12 protein-coding genes are annotated in these 15,921 nt (G+C 41.0%); 3 read left to right on the top strand and 9 right to left on the bottom strand.

The window, feature by feature from the left end:
* Positions 1-30: 30 nt before the first annotated feature.
* Entirely contained in the window at positions 31-321 is a 291-nt protein-coding gene (locus AWN68_RS00895; RefSeq protein ID WP_068410142.1) for a nucleotidyltransferase family protein, read from the top strand.
* Positions 314-1,435, top strand: a complete 1,122-nt coding sequence (locus AWN68_RS00890) for a hypothetical protein (protein WP_068410139.1) — start codon at positions 314-316, stop codon at positions 1,433-1,435. The genes AWN68_RS00895 and AWN68_RS00890 overlap by 8 nt, the downstream gene beginning before the upstream one ends.
* Positions 1,436-1,453: 18 nt before the next feature.
* Here the strand turns inward: AWN68_RS00890 and argH are convergent, their stop codons facing one another.
* The 4 genes from argH to lon are packed head-to-tail and all read right to left on the bottom strand — an operon-like array spanning position 1,454 to position 7,770.
* On the bottom strand, positions 1,454-2,785 hold the full coding sequence (gene argH, locus AWN68_RS00885; protein WP_068410138.1) for an argininosuccinate lyase: 1,332 nt from the start codon (positions 2,783-2,785) through the stop codon (positions 1,454-1,456).
* Positions 2,786-2,825: 40 nt separating this feature from the next.
* Entirely contained in the window at positions 2,826-4,214 is a 1,389-nt protein-coding gene (gene hslU, locus AWN68_RS00880; protein ID WP_068410135.1) for an ATP-dependent protease ATPase subunit HslU, read from the bottom strand.
* A 1-nt stretch (position 4,215) separates the two neighbouring features.
* Entirely contained in the window at positions 4,216-5,247 is a 1,032-nt protein-coding gene (porQ, locus tag AWN68_RS00875) for a type IX secretion system protein PorQ (RefSeq protein ID WP_068410133.1), read from the bottom strand.
* Between the two features lie 57 nt (positions 5,248-5,304).
* Positions 5,305-7,770 (bottom strand): endopeptidase La, encoded by a 2,466-nt coding sequence (gene lon, locus AWN68_RS00870; protein ID WP_068410131.1) that lies wholly within the window; start codon positions 7,768-7,770, stop codon positions 5,305-5,307.
* Between the two features lie 167 nt (positions 7,771-7,937).
* On the opposite strand from lon, the gene AWN68_RS00865 reads away from it, so the two are divergent.
* Positions 7,938-9,926 carry an OmpA family protein gene (locus tag AWN68_RS00865; protein ID WP_068410129.1) on the top strand — a complete coding sequence of 663 codons (1,989 nt, stop codon included), beginning with the start codon at positions 7,938-7,940 and terminating at the stop codon, positions 9,924-9,926.
* 109 nt (positions 9,927-10,035) lie between these two features.
* Here AWN68_RS00865 and AWN68_RS00860 read toward each other — a convergent pair whose 3' ends face one another.
* From AWN68_RS00860 to AWN68_RS00840, 5 genes are all read right to left on the bottom strand, one after another.
* Complete coding sequence (locus AWN68_RS00860; RefSeq protein ID WP_068410127.1) at positions 10,036-10,236, bottom strand: hypothetical protein; 201 nt, start codon at positions 10,234-10,236, stop codon at positions 10,036-10,038.
* Positions 10,237-10,366: 130 nt separating this feature from the next.
* The gene (locus AWN68_RS00855; RefSeq protein WP_245657911.1) at positions 10,367-11,692 is read right to left on the bottom strand and encodes an HNH endonuclease; all 1,326 of its coding nucleotides are present in this window, start codon (positions 11,690-11,692) and stop codon (positions 10,367-10,369) included.
* 206 nt (positions 11,693-11,898) lie between these two features.
* Positions 11,899-13,206, bottom strand: a complete 1,308-nt coding sequence (rseP, locus tag AWN68_RS00850; protein ID WP_068410125.1) for an RIP metalloprotease RseP — start codon at positions 13,204-13,206, stop codon at positions 11,899-11,901.
* A gap of 3 nt (positions 13,207-13,209) precedes the next feature.
* A complete protein-coding gene (locus AWN68_RS00845) occupies positions 13,210-14,373 on the bottom strand; it encodes a 1-deoxy-D-xylulose-5-phosphate reductoisomerase (protein WP_068410123.1) in 1,164 nt (387 codons plus the stop codon).
* Positions 14,374-14,384: 11 nt separating this feature from the next.
* Complete coding sequence (locus AWN68_RS00840; RefSeq protein ID WP_068410121.1) at positions 14,385-15,881, bottom strand: GH3 auxin-responsive promoter family protein; 1,497 nt, start codon at positions 15,879-15,881, stop codon at positions 14,385-14,387.
* Between the last annotated feature and the right edge of the window lie 40 nt (positions 15,882-15,921).

Genomic DNA, 15,921 nt, shown 5'->3' with positions numbered 1-15,921 from the left:
TATGTCCCAGGGAATCAATATATTTGAAATATGAAATCCTTGACTGAAATAAAGGCGGCCTTAGCAGAAAGAAAGACTTTACTTTTCAAAAAGTATCCTATTCAGTCTTTGGCCATTTTTGGTTCTTTCGCTCGAAATGAACAAAATGATCATAGCGACCTCGATTTGGTCGTAGAATTCAATGATAAAATCGGTTCTGATTTTATCCTGTTAGCAGAAGAGCTAGAGAGTTATTTAGGCTTCAAAGTAGATCTTGTTTCTAGAAAAGGAATAAAAGATCGCTACTTTCAGAAGATCAAATCTGACTTGATATATGTCTGAAACAGAAATTTGGAATAACAAAGCTTATAGTTCAACATACTCCCTTCCAGTTGGAATTCATTTTTTAAGCTTTATAGATGAAGAATTACTAAGGCATTATCAAATACCAGGTGATAGCCTTGAAAAATGGGGGTTACATTTAATAGACATAACTAAAAAGAGTAATCTTTCACCATCCTCTCAATATTCAGCATTGATTTTCATTCCTCCTCAAAGTCTAGAAAATTTTGATGAGGAAATCTATTTATCGAAGTATAAAACCATTTCAGGGTATTTACCATATAGATATTCCTTTATTGTTATTGATCGAAAAAGAGTTGCCAATTTGGTAGTATCAGCAAATTCGGAGCAGAAAAATTCTCTTATTTTTCAAAACAATTTGTATGATACATTTGATACTGCTTTTCGACTTTTATCTATACTCAAAATTGATTTACATCGTATTGAAAGAAGGATAGAATTTAAAGCAGAGTTTAAACTAGCTGGAATTCAAATTCTATCTTATTTTCAAGAGATACTTAATTTTAAGTATCCTGAAATCGAAGCATCAGTTACAATTAAACAGTTTGGGAATACTGTCTCAATGGAAATTGAGACCTTGGATGGCCATAAGGAAATAATAGAAAAAGCTTTTGAAGATTACCAACTGGTTATTTCAGGTAAAAAATCAGCCTCTGATTTTCTATCCGAAAGACTTCAAATAATCTCTTTAGAAAATGAGCTGAAAATAGCGCTTCTCAGAGTAGAAAATAGCCAGAACCTATTGAAAATTCAAAGCGATTTGATATCAGACCTCAAGAGTGACAAAAAAGATTTAAATCTAAAGTTAGCTCAATCTATGAGAGGAAGTCTTGATTTACAATTAGACTTATCGAACCTTATTCAGGCAGTAATCAAAAACAACAATATTGATCACGTATATCAACTTCTAGAGTTGAGTATGGGAGAAAAACCTAGCTTGGAGATGCTTCAGCATTTGAAGCAGGAGCTTAAGGAGTTAAAAGAGAAACAGCCTCAAGACTTTAAGGAGTTCTTCAAAAATGTTGCTTCTGGTATTTTAACTAATATAAGTAGCCCTTGGTTCATTGAAATGGTTAATTCAATACCTAAGTGAGTGTTTAGCAATAGGTGGTTACTTCACCAACCCCTCAAAAGCCTTTTCCCATTTAGTAAAGTTAAAGTTGGCGGTGGCTTTGTCCATCATGGCTTTAATTTCTGCATGATTCAATTGGCCAATGCTGCCTTCGTGGCTATGGTTTACACTGCGTTCGGGCTTAAACTCACCTCTTTCAATGGCCATGCCTACTTGCTTATATGCATCTCTGAACGGAACGCCTGAAAGCACCAAGCGATTTACTTCTTCTACCGTAAAAAGGTAATTGTATTTGTCTTGCTGAATGAGTTGGTCGTTAATCGTGATTTTCTCCAACATAAAATCAGCCATGAAAAGGCAATCTTTCAAATCTTGAATGGCAGGGAAAATCACTTCCTTGATCAGCTGCATTTCGCGGTGATAACCCACTGGCAAATTAGTGGTCATCATGGCAATGTCATTCGGTGCCGCCTGTAGTTTATTGCATTTGCCACGCATCAGTTCGAAAACGTCAGGGTTCTTTTTATGCGGCATAATGCTGGAGCCCGTGGTCAGTTCATCGGGGAAACCGATAAAGCCGAAATCGGAGCCCATGTAAAGGCATACATCCATGGCGAATTTGCCCAAAGTAGCTGCCACAGCCGCCATTCCAGTGGCCAATGAACGTTCGGCCTTGCCTCGGCCCATCATGGCATACACCACGTTATAATTCAGGTCTTCGAAGCCCAAAAGCTCCGTAGTCATTTTTCTATTTAAAGGGAAAGAAGAACCAAAGCCAGCGCCAGAGCCCAGCGGGTTTTTGTTCACTACTTTATAAGCCGCTTCTAAGGCGTATAGATCATCCACCAAGCTTTCGGCATAAGCACCAAACCAAAGCCCGAAAGACGATGGCATTGCCACCTGCATGTGCGTATAGCCCGGCATTAAAGTGTTTTTGTGCTGGTCACTCAAGCTCATTAAGCGATCGAAAAGCGTATTCGTGCCTTCCACCAAAGCCTTGATTTCGGAACGCATAAAAAGCTTCATGTCTACCAAAACTTGGTCGTTACGCGAACGGCCACTATGGATTTTCTTTCCTACATCGCCTAGTCGTTCGGTTAGGATAAATTCCACTTGAGAATGAATGTCTTCCACGCCTGCTTCAATCGAGAACTCCCCAGCTTGAATCGACTTGAAAATATTTTTAAGTTCCACATGAATGGCCTCCTTTTCTTCCATCGTAAGCAAGCCAATGCTGGCCAACATTTCGGTATGGGCCAAAGAGCCCAACACGTCATAGGGTGCCAAATGGATATCAAACTCCAGGTCGCGACCAACGGTAAATCGTTCTACAATTTCAGATACGCGGGTTTCTTTTTGCCAGAGTTTCATGTGTTTCTATTTTGGGGCGAAATTAGTAATTCAATGTGAGTTACAACATAAACTCGCTCAAGTCTTTGCTTTGTACCAAGCCAGAAAGTCTTTCTTGCACCAATTCTTTGGTCACAAGTACCTTGGCATTGTTTGGGATTTTCTCTGGAATATCGAAAAGGATATCGTTGAGCAATTTGCTCATTACCGTGTACAAACGTCTGGCACCAATATTTTCTACTTCTTCGTTTACCTTGAAAGCAATATCCGCCAATTCCATTAAGGACTCATCGGTAAATTCTAAAGACACATCTTCAGAATTCATCAAAGCTTCGTACTGTTTTGTAAGGGCATTTTTTGGCTCTTTCAAAATGCGGTAGAAATCATCTCGTGTAAGGCTGTTCAATTCTACACGGATAGGGAATCGACCCTGCAACTCAGGAATCAAATCGGAAGGTTTCGCTACATGGAAAGCGCCCGCAGCAATAAACAGAATATGGTCGGTATTGATAATGCCATGCTTGGTGTTTACAGAACTGCCTTCCACAATAGGTAAAAGATCGCGCTGCACACCCTCGCGACTTACATCGGGTCCGCCACCACCTTTTTTAGAACTACCAGCTACTTTATCAATTTCATCGATAAAGATGATGCCCGTATTTTCCGCTTTGCGAATGGCTTCTTCTTTCACTTCATCCATATCGATCAGCTTGGCGCTCTCTTCATCCAAAAGAATCTTTTTGGCTTCGCCAATGGTCACCTTACGCTTTTTCGATTTCTTGGGCATTACATTGCTCAGCATGTCCTGAAGGTTCATCATGGAAACTTCGTCCATGCCTCCACCCACCATACCAACTCCTGCACCAGAAGAAGTGATGTTGATTTCTATTTTTCGGTCGTCAATTTCGCCAGAGCGAATTTTCTCACGGAAACGCTCACGGGTTCTTTCATTCAATTCCGCATCCGACATTTTTTCGGGCTCTTCTCCGTTTTCAACCACGGTAGCCGAAGGGCGCGTATTTTTGATTGGGGGAATCAATGCGTCAAGAATTACATCTTCAACAGCTTGTTCGGCCCTGCCTTTTACCTCTTCTTTTTTGGATTGGCGCACCAAGTTGACCGACTGCTCAACCAAGTCGCGCACCATGCTTTCCACATCACGCCCAACGTAACCCACTTCCGTGAATTTAGAAGCTTCCACTTTGGTGAAAGGAGCGTCCGCAATTTTGGCCAGTCTTCGGGCAATTTCGGTTTTACCCACACCCGTTGCGCCTATCATCAAGATGTTATTCGGCACAATTTCGCGCTGCATTTCTTCTTTCACGTGCATTCTTCTCCAACGATTTCGGAGTGCAATGGCCACGTTTTTCTTGGCGTCAGCTTGACCAATAATGTATTTATCTAGTTCGGCAACAATTTGCCTTGGGGTTAAATATTTCTCGTCTAACATCTTAGTTCTTTTTCTTTACGATTCCACTCAAATTGGTGGTCAATTGTATGGTGTTGCTTCCTCCTGCCGAGTGATAAAGTGCCCTGGCATAAGAAAATTCAAATCTTTTTACTTTAAACATCAGCCCAAATGAAAAGCCTGCGCCTCCCGAAGTGGCTTCTTGTTTAAGCTCTTTTCTTAACAAATGGTTATAACCAAAGCGCAATTGAAAATTGTCGCTCAAGAGTAATTCTGTACCGAAGACCAATCTTCGAAACACCTCTTCACTAAAACCCGGTTCCTTTTCTGTAGCTCCAACGAGTGTATTGCCTTTTGGGTCGAAAAAAACCACATCTGAACGATTTAAATTTCTGGCCGTAAGCGAAAATCGAAAGGGCATAAACTCTGGTTTGTAAGTCACGCCTAACTGAACATCTAAAGGCAATTCGCTTTGATTGTCTTCCGTATAGTCGCTCAATAGCACGCCTAAGTTTTTAACCGCTAAGCCCACAGTCAAATCTTTTTCTGGATGCTTGAAAGTGCCTCCAAAATCGAATAGCAGGGCAGAAGCTTTATAGCTTCCTAAATCCGAAGCGGCTATTTTCAAGGTAGAACCCGCTTGAAAAGGGCCGAATGCCATGGAATGACTTAAACCAAAAACGAATTCTGAAGCGTTGAAATCACCATTCAGAAAACCGTTTTCATTGTAGCTTTCAATGGTGCCGTAGTTCAGGTAAGTAAGGCTGGCTGCCCAAAGCCCAGCTTTTTCAATGTTTCGGGCGTAGGAAACGGAGGTTTGAGCGATGTCAGCAAAATAGCCCAGCCTGTCGATCACTAATTGATTGTGCCAGTCGCTATTCAGTAATGCAGGATTAGAAGCCAACATGCCGGGATCATTCCAGCCAGAGGTAAGGTTTACCCCGCCTAAAGCGGCTTGCCGAGCGCTGTTTGGAAGGTTTAGAAATTCAAATGCCCTTTGCCCGCCCAATTGGGCAGTCAATAGTTGGGGAATGAAAAACCCAGCAACCAAAACAAGACGGACAATTTGCTTCAATACTTCGGGATTAATTGGGGGAGAACCGAAGTTCTTCCCCTTAAAATAGTTTGAATTTTAGTCTTCTACTACTAGATCAATAGCATTGGCTACTTTTTGCTTCATTAATGCCAATTCTAATACCTCCTCGGCTGTTTCAACATAATGAATGTTGAGGCCTTTGGTGTAACGTTCGTCAATATCAAGAATGTCTTTCTCATTCTTCTTGCTCAAAATCAATTCTTTGATTCCGGCTCTTCTTGCTGCCAAGATTTTTTCCTTGATACCTCCTACCGGCAAGACTCTACCACGCAATGTGATTTCGCCTGTCATCGCCAATTTGTTCTTCACCTTGCGCTGCGTAAATACCGAGGTAATGGCAGTAAGCATGGTGATACCCGCAGAAGGGCCATCTTTTGGCACCGCACCCGCAGGCACGTGAATATGCAAATCGTATTTATCGAAAACACGATAGTCAATATCGTACTTATGTGCTTCTGATTTCAGGTAAGAAAGCGCAGCCACAGCCGATTCTTTCATTACATCACCCAACTGACCTGAAAGCGTCAACTTGCCTTTACCTCGGCTTAAATTGGTTTCGATGAAAAGAATTTCACCGCCCACAGAGGTCCATGCCAAGCCAGTGACCACGCCAGCCAAATCGTTGTTATCATAAGTTTCCTTATCGAAAACAGGGCCGCCAAGTACTTTTTCAATGAATTCAGCCGTCACCTTTTTAGGATATTCTTCTTCCAAAGCAATTGATTTAGCGGCACTTCGTACAACTGAACCAATTTTCCTTTCCAAGTTCCGAACTCCAGATTCACGGGTATATTCATCTACTATTTTCTGAATCGTCTTTTTATCGAAAACCAAGTCAGTAGACTTCAAGCCATGTTCCTCTTTTTGCTTTGGAACAAGGTGCCTTTTGGCAATCTCCATTTTCTCTTCTACCGTATAACCCGACACCTCAATGATCTCCATTCTGTCGCGCAATGCAGGCTGAATGGTATCCAATGAATTGGCTGTCGCCACAAATAACACCTTAGAAAGGTCGTATTCCACCTCTAAGTAGTTGTCGGTGAATTCTGCGTTTTGCTCAGGGTCAAGCACTTCCAGCAAAGCTGAAGATGGATCACCACGGAAGTTAGAGTTTACCTTATCTATTTCGTCCAGTACAAATACTGGGTTCGAAGTTTTCGATTTTTTAATGTTTTGGATCACTTTGCCAGGCATGGCACCGACATAGGTTTTACGGTGTCCGCGAATTTCGGCTTCATCATGAATGCCACCCAAAGACATTCTGACATACTGGCGGTTCAAAGCCTTGGCTATACTTTTTCCTAAAGAGGTTTTACCCACGCCCGGAGGGCCATAAAGGCAAAGAATTGGGCCTTTTAAGTCATTTTTAAGCTTAAGAACAGCTAAGTATTCAAGAATCCTATCCTTTACTTTTTCTAAACCAAAATGATCTTTGTCGAGAATTTTCTTTGCGCGCTTGAGGTCTAAGTTATCCTTAGAATATTCCCCCCAAGGCAAGTCGATCATCAATTCGGCATAGTTCATGGTAATCGGATATTCCGCTGCCATTGGGTTCATCCGAAGGATTTTATCCAGCTCTTTATTGAAGTGAGTACCGACCTTTTCTGGCCAGTTTTTGCTTTCTCCTTTTTTTCTAAGGGCTTCCACTTCACGCTCTGGGCCATCTTCTCCCAGTTCGTCTTGCAAGACTTTCATTTGCTGACGCAAGAAATAATCGCGTTGCTGCTGATCGATATCAGAATGCACACGGCTATGTATTTCATGCTTCAGTTCAAGCAACTGCACTTCTTTCAACATGTATTGAAGCAATGCCGTAGCCCTTTCAACACCATCGTTGATTTCTAAAAGTTTCTGTTTTTCCTTGGCCTCGGTGTTAATGTTGCTGCAAAGGAAATGAATCAAGAAACTGGTTTTGTCTATGTTGTCCAAGGCCACTTGCGCCTCCTTCGGAATCTCAGGGTTGAGCGACATAATCTTATTGGCCGCATCTCTTACAGACTGAAGAAGCGCTTTGACCTCTTTGCTCAGTCTTTTTGGGAAGTTCTCAGCTAGGTACTTGACCTTGGCTTTCATATAAGGCGCATCGGAAGTATATTCCTCTACTTCGAACCTGCTTTTCCCTTGAATGATAATGGTGGTATTTCCGTCAGGCAACACCAACATTTTCACAATCTTGGCGACTGTTCCTACCCTGAAAAGATCCTTTTGTGTAGGGTCGTCTACCTTTGGGTTTTCTTGGGCAAGTACCCCAACAAGACGGTTTCCCTTATATGCATTCTTCACCACTTTGATGGATTTTTGGCGACCTACAGTGATGGGGATAAGCACCCCCGGAAATAATACTGTATTACGTACTGCCAAAATCGGTAATTCATCTGGTTGGTTGGCTTCGTTTAACTCCTCGTCATCCTCACCGCCAATTACCTGAATAAGATCTCCAGCTTCATCGTCATCGATATCGCTAGCCATCATGGATCCGAACATTTGGTTATTAATTTTCATATATAAAGTGCCAGAATGACACGTTTGTGCTTAAATAAATTTGGACGTCCTAAATTGCAAGCCGTGTGCCAAACAGCAAAGTGTCATGAACGGTTTTTTAATTGTGGCGAAATACACGTTCTTTGGTACATCTTTTGCCAAAAAAGACAAAAAAACACTTGAAAAAGATGAGACCGATATTCCTCATTGCGGTCGTACTGTTGTGCTGTAGTTCTACAGTACATGGGCAGTTTTTCAAAAAGAAGAAAGACAACAAGAAAACTGAGCTTTTAGAATTGAATTCTGATTCGGTATCGGTTGAAGTTACAGACATCATTTTCAGAAATATAAACAAGGTTGGGCTTTACACCAACGATAAGCAGCTTAAAAGAATTGATAAACTGGATAGGGAGGAGAACTGGAAGGAACTGTACCCTGAACTGAGGGAGTATGTGTCCAATTTCGGTATTCAGAACTTCGCTTATCAAACTTATTACCTCTGGATGTTGGCGAAACTTACCGAGGTTTTCGGAACCATAGATCAGGCCAGGCCGCTTTATAGTCTTGTGCTGAAACACCACAGAAGGGGGCTTCCGATTGAAGAAGTGCTCGCGCGTTACGATTCCCTCAACCCCAATAAAAGGGAGCGTTATGTTCCATTGGAATACTATTACGAGCTGGTGGAATACCGAAGACAAGTGGACACGCTCATTCCTCCGCGCGGGGTGCTTACCACCATGGGCAATCAAATCAATTCTTTATTTGAGGACTACGCGCCAAGCGTAGCCAAAGGCGATGAGATTTTATTGTTCACCTCCAAAAGGAATGCACACAACGAGGGCATTAAAGTAATTAGCAACGAGGACATTTTTATAGCCCAGAGTACTGGAAATGGCTGGGGAGAAGCCAAACCTTTTGAAGCCATCAATAGCAAATACAACGAAGGTTCTGCAGCAATGACCAAAGATGGAAAAACCATTTTCTTCTCGCGCTGCGCTGCGCCCGATAGTTATGGCAATTGCGATTTGTATACTTCCGTTTTTCAAGGCGACAGCCTTTGGACGGAACCCAAAAACATGGGGGAATTGATTAATTCAAAGGGTTGGGATTCGCACCCTACACTTTCGCCTACGGAAGACACGCTTTATTTTTCATCTGACCGACAAGGAGGTTTTGGCTTGGCCGATTTGTATTACACCTATAAGGATCGGCAAAACAAATGGACGCAGCCTCAGAACTTAGGACCCGTTGTCAATACGCGTCAGAATGAAGTAAGTCCTTTTTATCATCCAGAACACAATGTGCTTTACTTTAGTAGCAACGGTCATTTGTTGAATTTTGGAGATTACGACATCTACAAAACCTATAAAGAGGGAGTCAACTTTTCGGAACCGATCAATATTGGGCCTTTAGTGAATGGCCCTGGAACGGAGTTTTACTTTACAATTGATAAGGCCTCGAAAGATATTTTTTACTCGCGCTCAGAGGAAAAGAGCATGAAAAACCTAGACCTCTTTTCTTTTCCCTTACCCATGGGTGGGCAACCTTTGGCCACCACCCGCTTTATGGGGCGAATACAAAGCGTGACAGGGAAAATCCCCCAAAACATGGTGGTGTCGATTATTGATTTGGACGATGGTGTGGAAGTGGCCCCAAAATTCGCCAGAGAAGACGGGACTTTTGAGTTCGATTTGATCAATCAAAGAAATTACCTGGTGGTGATTCAAGGAGATGATTTCTTCCGACTAGAAAAGATGTTTTTCCTGGATGGCGACACCGAATATGAAGGCATTGTGGAGCGCGTGGCCAGTAAAATTGAATTTGCCTCTCTGGAATTTGAAAATGGAAAATCAGATATTCTCCCCAACATGGAAAGTGACCTGAAGAAAGTGGTCGACTTCTTAATTGATCACCCCTCGTTTAAATTGAATGTGTCTGGCCATACCGATTCCAGTGGCGAACCAATTCTGAACTTGGCTTTATCTCAACAAAGGGCCCGATCGATTAAGACTTGGATTGTGGATGGCGGAGTAGGTGCCGAACGCATTAATGCCATTGGCTACGGCAGCCAAAGGCCGATTGTTAAAGAAGAGAAAACGGATGAAGACCGAGCAGTGAACCGCAGGGTAGAGTTTGAAATTTATAGAGAGGCGCAGGAAGAGGGGGGAAACCACTAAAAGCATAAGAATTCACGCAGTGAGTGATCGGTTTGAAACCAGCTTTAATTACACCTTATATACTGATGGGCAAGATGGGGCATAGTTTTCTACGATTTTCGGCAGTTATTTAGAAATTCCGGACAACTGAATTTTCGATCAATTCACCTTCACTGAAAATATTACCAATATGCTCGCTGATGGTGCGTTTGTCTTTGCCGAACAATAGCCCCATTTGTGCCTGAGTAAGCCAAACAGTTTCATTCTCTAAGCGGACATCTATTTTGATATTGCCGTCTTGGTTTTTGTATATCAGAATTTCACCGCTCATGCTAGTCCTAATTTGTAATTCCGTATACCAAATTTACTACAAAACTATTTGAGATTAGCCTTTCAAAGGGTATTGGTTAAGTTATCGGTTTGAAACTGAGTTTGTAGGCCGTCTACTCTTCTGCAGGATATTATTCTATTCTTAAGTTCAATTTATATAATACTCCATTCATTATAAATTCAATAAAATCCTTGGTGTGATTAATTATTGTTCTTGAACCATAGTCAAACTCTTTATGGTGGTTTGGACACAAAATCAAAATATTGTCTGGCGTCTCCTTACCCTTTTTGTTCTTTGGTTTTATATGAGCTGCTTCAATGTAAAAACCACCCTTTTCTTTTTTTATCTTCTTGCTACATATTTGACATTCGAAATCTCTTAAAATTTTTATTTGTGCAAGAGTTTTGTTGTCTCTTTTATAAACTTTCTGATTGATTGTAACGGTTTCTGTTTCGTCTTTATCAAGATTTTTTAAGTCTGTAATAATTTGACTTTTATCTGAACTTAAAAGCTCAACTAATTCATCTTGCTGCTTTAAGTCATAGTCGAAAATGTTTTCGTCTAATGACTTTCCAGATATGAAAGAAAAAATATTTTTTAGTTTATCGAATTCATTTTTTTGAACACCACTTTTACTTAATTCATATAATTGATCTTTAATAATTACTTCAGCAATTTCATTTCTGTAATATGAATATCCAATTTGTCCAACTAGTCTTTTTTTCTTTGACTCCTTATAATTATTAGCATCTAATGGGATTGGAAACAACATAGAAAGGTCCTTTTGTGCTTTCAAATTGAATCCAATTTCATTATTCTCAAAACCTTTCCAGTCTATATACTTGTGATGATTTAGAATCTCTGTGTTACAATAAATTCCAACAATTTGCCCTTTTCTGGTATCTGTATTCCGCGAATAAAATATTATAGTTCCGCCTTTATTAAAGAATTTAGGGTCGGCTGTCCATTGAACAAAGCCATAAACTTCATTTGAAGTATCAACTCCCTTTTTATCAAAATTAAAATTGAGAGATTCATGTCCTGGGAATTCAGTTGCATAACTATGGCTAGCTTTGGGATTCAAATACAAACTCCTCCACCCTGTGGGATTGTAACTAATATTTGCAATAATTACCGGTTTGAAATTCGTACTTTTATATTTTTCGTATTCGCTTTTTAAGAAATTTGCAATTGGTTCCCAAAGTGTTACTATTGAGCCGTTTCGGACGAATATTTTAGCATGATTTTTTTGTCCTTTACCTGACAGTTGAGTGAAATTAGTATTGAAGGTCTCAATGTTTTTACATTTATTCTCCAGGTCAGAAAGACTAATAGAACTCTTTCCATTCAAAAGTTCCATATAATTAATTACAATTTGACTACCTATCTGATTGGGAGAATTAAACCATTTAGGTATTTTCCTTTTTGCTTTCTCAATTATATCTTTTTCAATCATTTTTACTTTTTCAGGAAATGTTATTCTAATACCTAGAACGTTATTTACCAGTTACTTTTTTGACTGTTGACTATAAATATATTGAATTTAATGACTCTTGTTTTTTCCTTTTATGGAATATATATACAAGTATTGATGGTTTTATTGCCAAGTAAAAAAAGGCACCCTTGTGAGGTGCCTTCATTCATTAAAATTTTTGGTTCAGTCTAAATTCCGAAAAGCTTCAGAATATCATTTCCGAATACAAATACCATCAGTAAAAGAAGAATGATCATCCCCACTTTTTGGGCATTTTCAAGGAACCTGTCTGAAGGCGCTTTGCCCGATACCATTTCGAAAAGTAGGAACATTACATGTCCACCATCCAATGCTGGAATTGGCAATAAGTTCATAAAGGCCAATACCATAGAAATAAAGCCTGTGATCCCCCAGAATGCATTCCAGTCCCAAGTTTTAGGGAACATGTTGACAATACCGATTGGGCCACTCATATTTCTGGCAGACATTTCGCCATTGAATTTGAACATTTTGCCCATGGCCTTGGCGTTAAGAATTACTGCGCCAAATGCTTTTGAAGTACCTCTTGGAATGGCTTCGGCCAAAGTGTATTCGTCTATTTCGAAAGCAGAGGGCAATGCAATACCGATTTGAGTCTCCTCATTTACATCAAGGTTTACAGTCATTTCTTGCCCATTTCTCTCGATTAAAAAGGCAACATTTTGACCCGCATAGTTTTCCATTTCCGACCTCAATTGGTCGTAATACTGAACTTCAACGCCATTGGCTTTCAAAATTTTGTCGCCTTCCTGTAATGGAATATCAAAGCCTTTTTGAAGGCCACCTACCATTGAAAGCTGTCTTGGCTCTAAGAACTTCAACTGAAAGTCTTCATCACTCAGGTTATTTAAAAAGCCTTTCGGAATTGGAAGGTCCAGTTGCTGTCCGTTACGGTCAACAGTCCAGTAGCCATCCGTAGTGAGCAATGTTGTTCCGCTGGCGATGTCACCAAAACGGTCATAATCGGCACCATTGACCATGATTACTTTATCACCCGTTTGGAAGCCAACTTCCTGAGCAATTTCTCCAGCCACTACACCGTATTCTTTTGTGAATTTGGCTGGAATATAAGCTTCACCTTGGTTGTAGGTAAGAATTACGAAGGCAATGATACCGGCAATTACATTGACGATAATTCCACCCAACATAACGATTAAACGCTGCCAAGCTGGTTTAGAACGGAACTCCCATGGCTGAGGCTCTTGTTTCATTTGCTCTTTATCCATGGATTCATCGATCATCCCAGATATTTTAACAAAGCCTCCAAGAGGAATAGCACCTAAACCGTATTCTGTATCTCCTTTTTTGAAACTGAATATGGTTGGAGGAAAGCCAATGAAGAATTTCTCCACTTTCATTCCAAAGAAACGAGCGGCAAGCATGTGGCCTGCTTCGTGAATTCCTACCAGAATTGATAGGGCCAGCAATAGCTGAGCAATCTGTACTATAGTTTCCATTAATTAAATTATGTGTTCAAATGCTATTTTTCTCGTCTCCTCATCGGTAAAGACATAGTCCTCATACGTTGGCCTTTTAACAAAAGATACCTTTTGCATACAAGCTTCAACTACATCGGACATTCCTAGGAAGCTGATTTCATCTTTAAGGAATTTTTCTACTGCCACTTCATTGGCAGCATTTAGTATACAAGACATGTTTCCGCCTTGTTTAAGGGCCTCAAACGCCAGGGCCAAGTTACGGAAAGTCTTTGTATCGGCCTGCTCAAAAGTAAGGGCAGGATAATTCAAAAAATCGAATCTTGGGAAGTCGGTTTTGATTCTTTCAGGATAGGTCATGGCAAACTGAATAGGCAACTTCATGTCTGGCAAACCCATTTGTGCCTTCATACTACCGTCTTCAAACTGCACAATCGAATGAATAATAGATTGCGGATGCACAATGACTTCTATTTGCTCTTGCTTTAGGTTGAAGAGCCACTTGGCTTCAATTACCTCAAGCCCTTTATTCATCAAGGAAGCAGAATCAATTGTGATTTTGGCGCCCATGTCCCAGTTCGGGTGTTTCAAGGCTTGTTCTTTCGTTACTGTTTTCAGGAAGTTGGTATCTTTTCCTCGGAAAGGGCCACCAGAGGCAGTAAGTATGATTTTTTCGATGGGGTTATGAAATTCTCCCACCAAGCACTGAAAAATAGCTGAATGCTCAGAATCTACTGGGTAAATATTCACCCCATGTTGTTCGGCCAAGGCGGTCACCAGTTCACCCGCTACGACCATGGTTTCTTTATTGGCCAAGGCAATTGGCTTTCCGCTTTCAATGGCTTTTATGGTAGGTTTCAGCCCAGCATAACCCACCAAAGCGGTAAGGACCAAATCAATGCTGTCCATTTGCACGACAGATGACAGTGCATTTTCGCCAGCGTAAACCTTTATGTCAAGGCGATCTAAGGCGTCAAAAACTTTGTCGTAATGATTCTCATTGCCAATGACCACCGCATTCGGTTTGAAGGCAATGGCCTGTTCAATCAGTAAATCGCAGTTGTTTTGTGCGGTAAGCACTTCCACCTGAAAACGGTCTGGATTGGCTTGAATCACCTCTAAGGCTTGCGTGCCGATAGAGCCAGTTGAGCCCAAAATGGCAATGTGCTTCTTCTTAATTTCTTCCACGTATTGCTTAACTATTTCAGATAATGTAAAAGTGCATCCGCAAGTTTACGGTCGTTTGAAAGGCGAGGTACTTTATTTTGCCCACCTAACTTGCCCTGCGATTTCATGTAATTTCTGAAAGCATCGCGCGACAATGATTTTACTTCCAGATTTTTTAGAATGCTCCCCGAAATTAAATCATCGTAGTAAGAATTCAGTTTTCGAAGCTGCAAATTTAGGTCTTTTTCAAAGGCCTCCAAATCAGAAGGTTCATTGGCAAATTCTATGTACCATTCGTGCAGTGGCAAACCGCTTTTGGGTGCTACGTTAGGTGCTACTGTAAACTCCACCAATTCAGTTCCTGGCTGTTGTTCAACCGCATATTGCATGGCTTTTTCTACCTCTTCGCCAATCACATGTTCGCCAAAGGCAGAGATGAAATGTTTGATTCGGCCCGACACCACAATACGATACGGATCTTTCGACACAAACTTTATGGTATCACCAATGGAATAGCCCCAAAGCCCCGCATTGTTATTGATAATGAGCGCGTAGTTTTTGTCCAGCTCTACATCGTCAATGGAAAGACGGGTTGGGTTTTCGTTAAAATATTCATCGGCTGGCACAAACTCGAAGAAGATGCCGCTATTTAAGAGTAGCAATAAGCCCTTTTCTTTTTGAGAATCTTGATAGGCAATAAAGCCTTCGGAAGCAGGGTATAACTCAATGCTATCTACTTCTTTCCCTATCGTTTCGAACAACTTTTGGCGGTAGGGTTCAAAATTTACTCCACCATAAATAAAGAGTTCGAATTCAGGGAAAATGTCTTTTATCTTCTTTCCAGTTCTGGCCTGAATACGATCGAAATACATTTGTACCCAGGGCGGAATGCCCGAGATCAAGCTCATGGGCTGATCGAGCGTTTCGTCAATAATAGCGTCCAGTTTCTGTTCCCAATCTTCAATGCAATTGGTTTCGTAACTCGGCATTTGGTTACTACGCAAATAGCCTGGCACGTGATGATTCACAATTCCTGAAAGTCGCCCCGTATTGATTCCCGCAGTTTTATAGGTTTCTGGACTACCCGATAAAAAGATTAGCTTGTTGTCTAGAAACTTCGATTTACCTGTTTCGGCCACATAGCTCAATATCGCATCTCGTGCACTGCCAATATGGTTGGGAATGGAGTCTTTTGTAATAGGAATGTACTTGGTACCCGAGGTGGTGCCTGAGGTTTTCGCAAAGTAGGCGGGCTTGCCCGGCCAAAGGACATCGGCCTCACCCTGAAGGATCTTTTCTACATAAGGTTTGAGCTCTTCGTAATCGCGAATGGGTACATTTTTCTTAAAATCATCATAGGTTTTGATGCTATCAAAATTATGGTCTTTGCCAAAAACCGTTTGGCTTGCAGCTTTGATGTTTTGCTTAAAAACTTTGGCCTGAGAAGCGCTAGGGTTCAAAGACCACTTGCGCTGTTGCGCTGCCATGTAGGCTGCCAAAGGTTTGCTAAGTATCGACCGTATTCCCATAAGAGGCAAAGATATGTTTTTTGAAATGCTGAAAACACCG

This window comes from Roseivirga echinicomitans (assembly GCF_001592935.1).
GTDB classification, from domain to species: Bacteria; Bacteroidota; Bacteroidia; order Cytophagales; family Cyclobacteriaceae; genus Roseivirga; species Roseivirga echinicomitans.
Note: the sequence above shows the minus strand (reverse complement) of the source record. Positions and strands in the feature narration are given on the sequence as shown.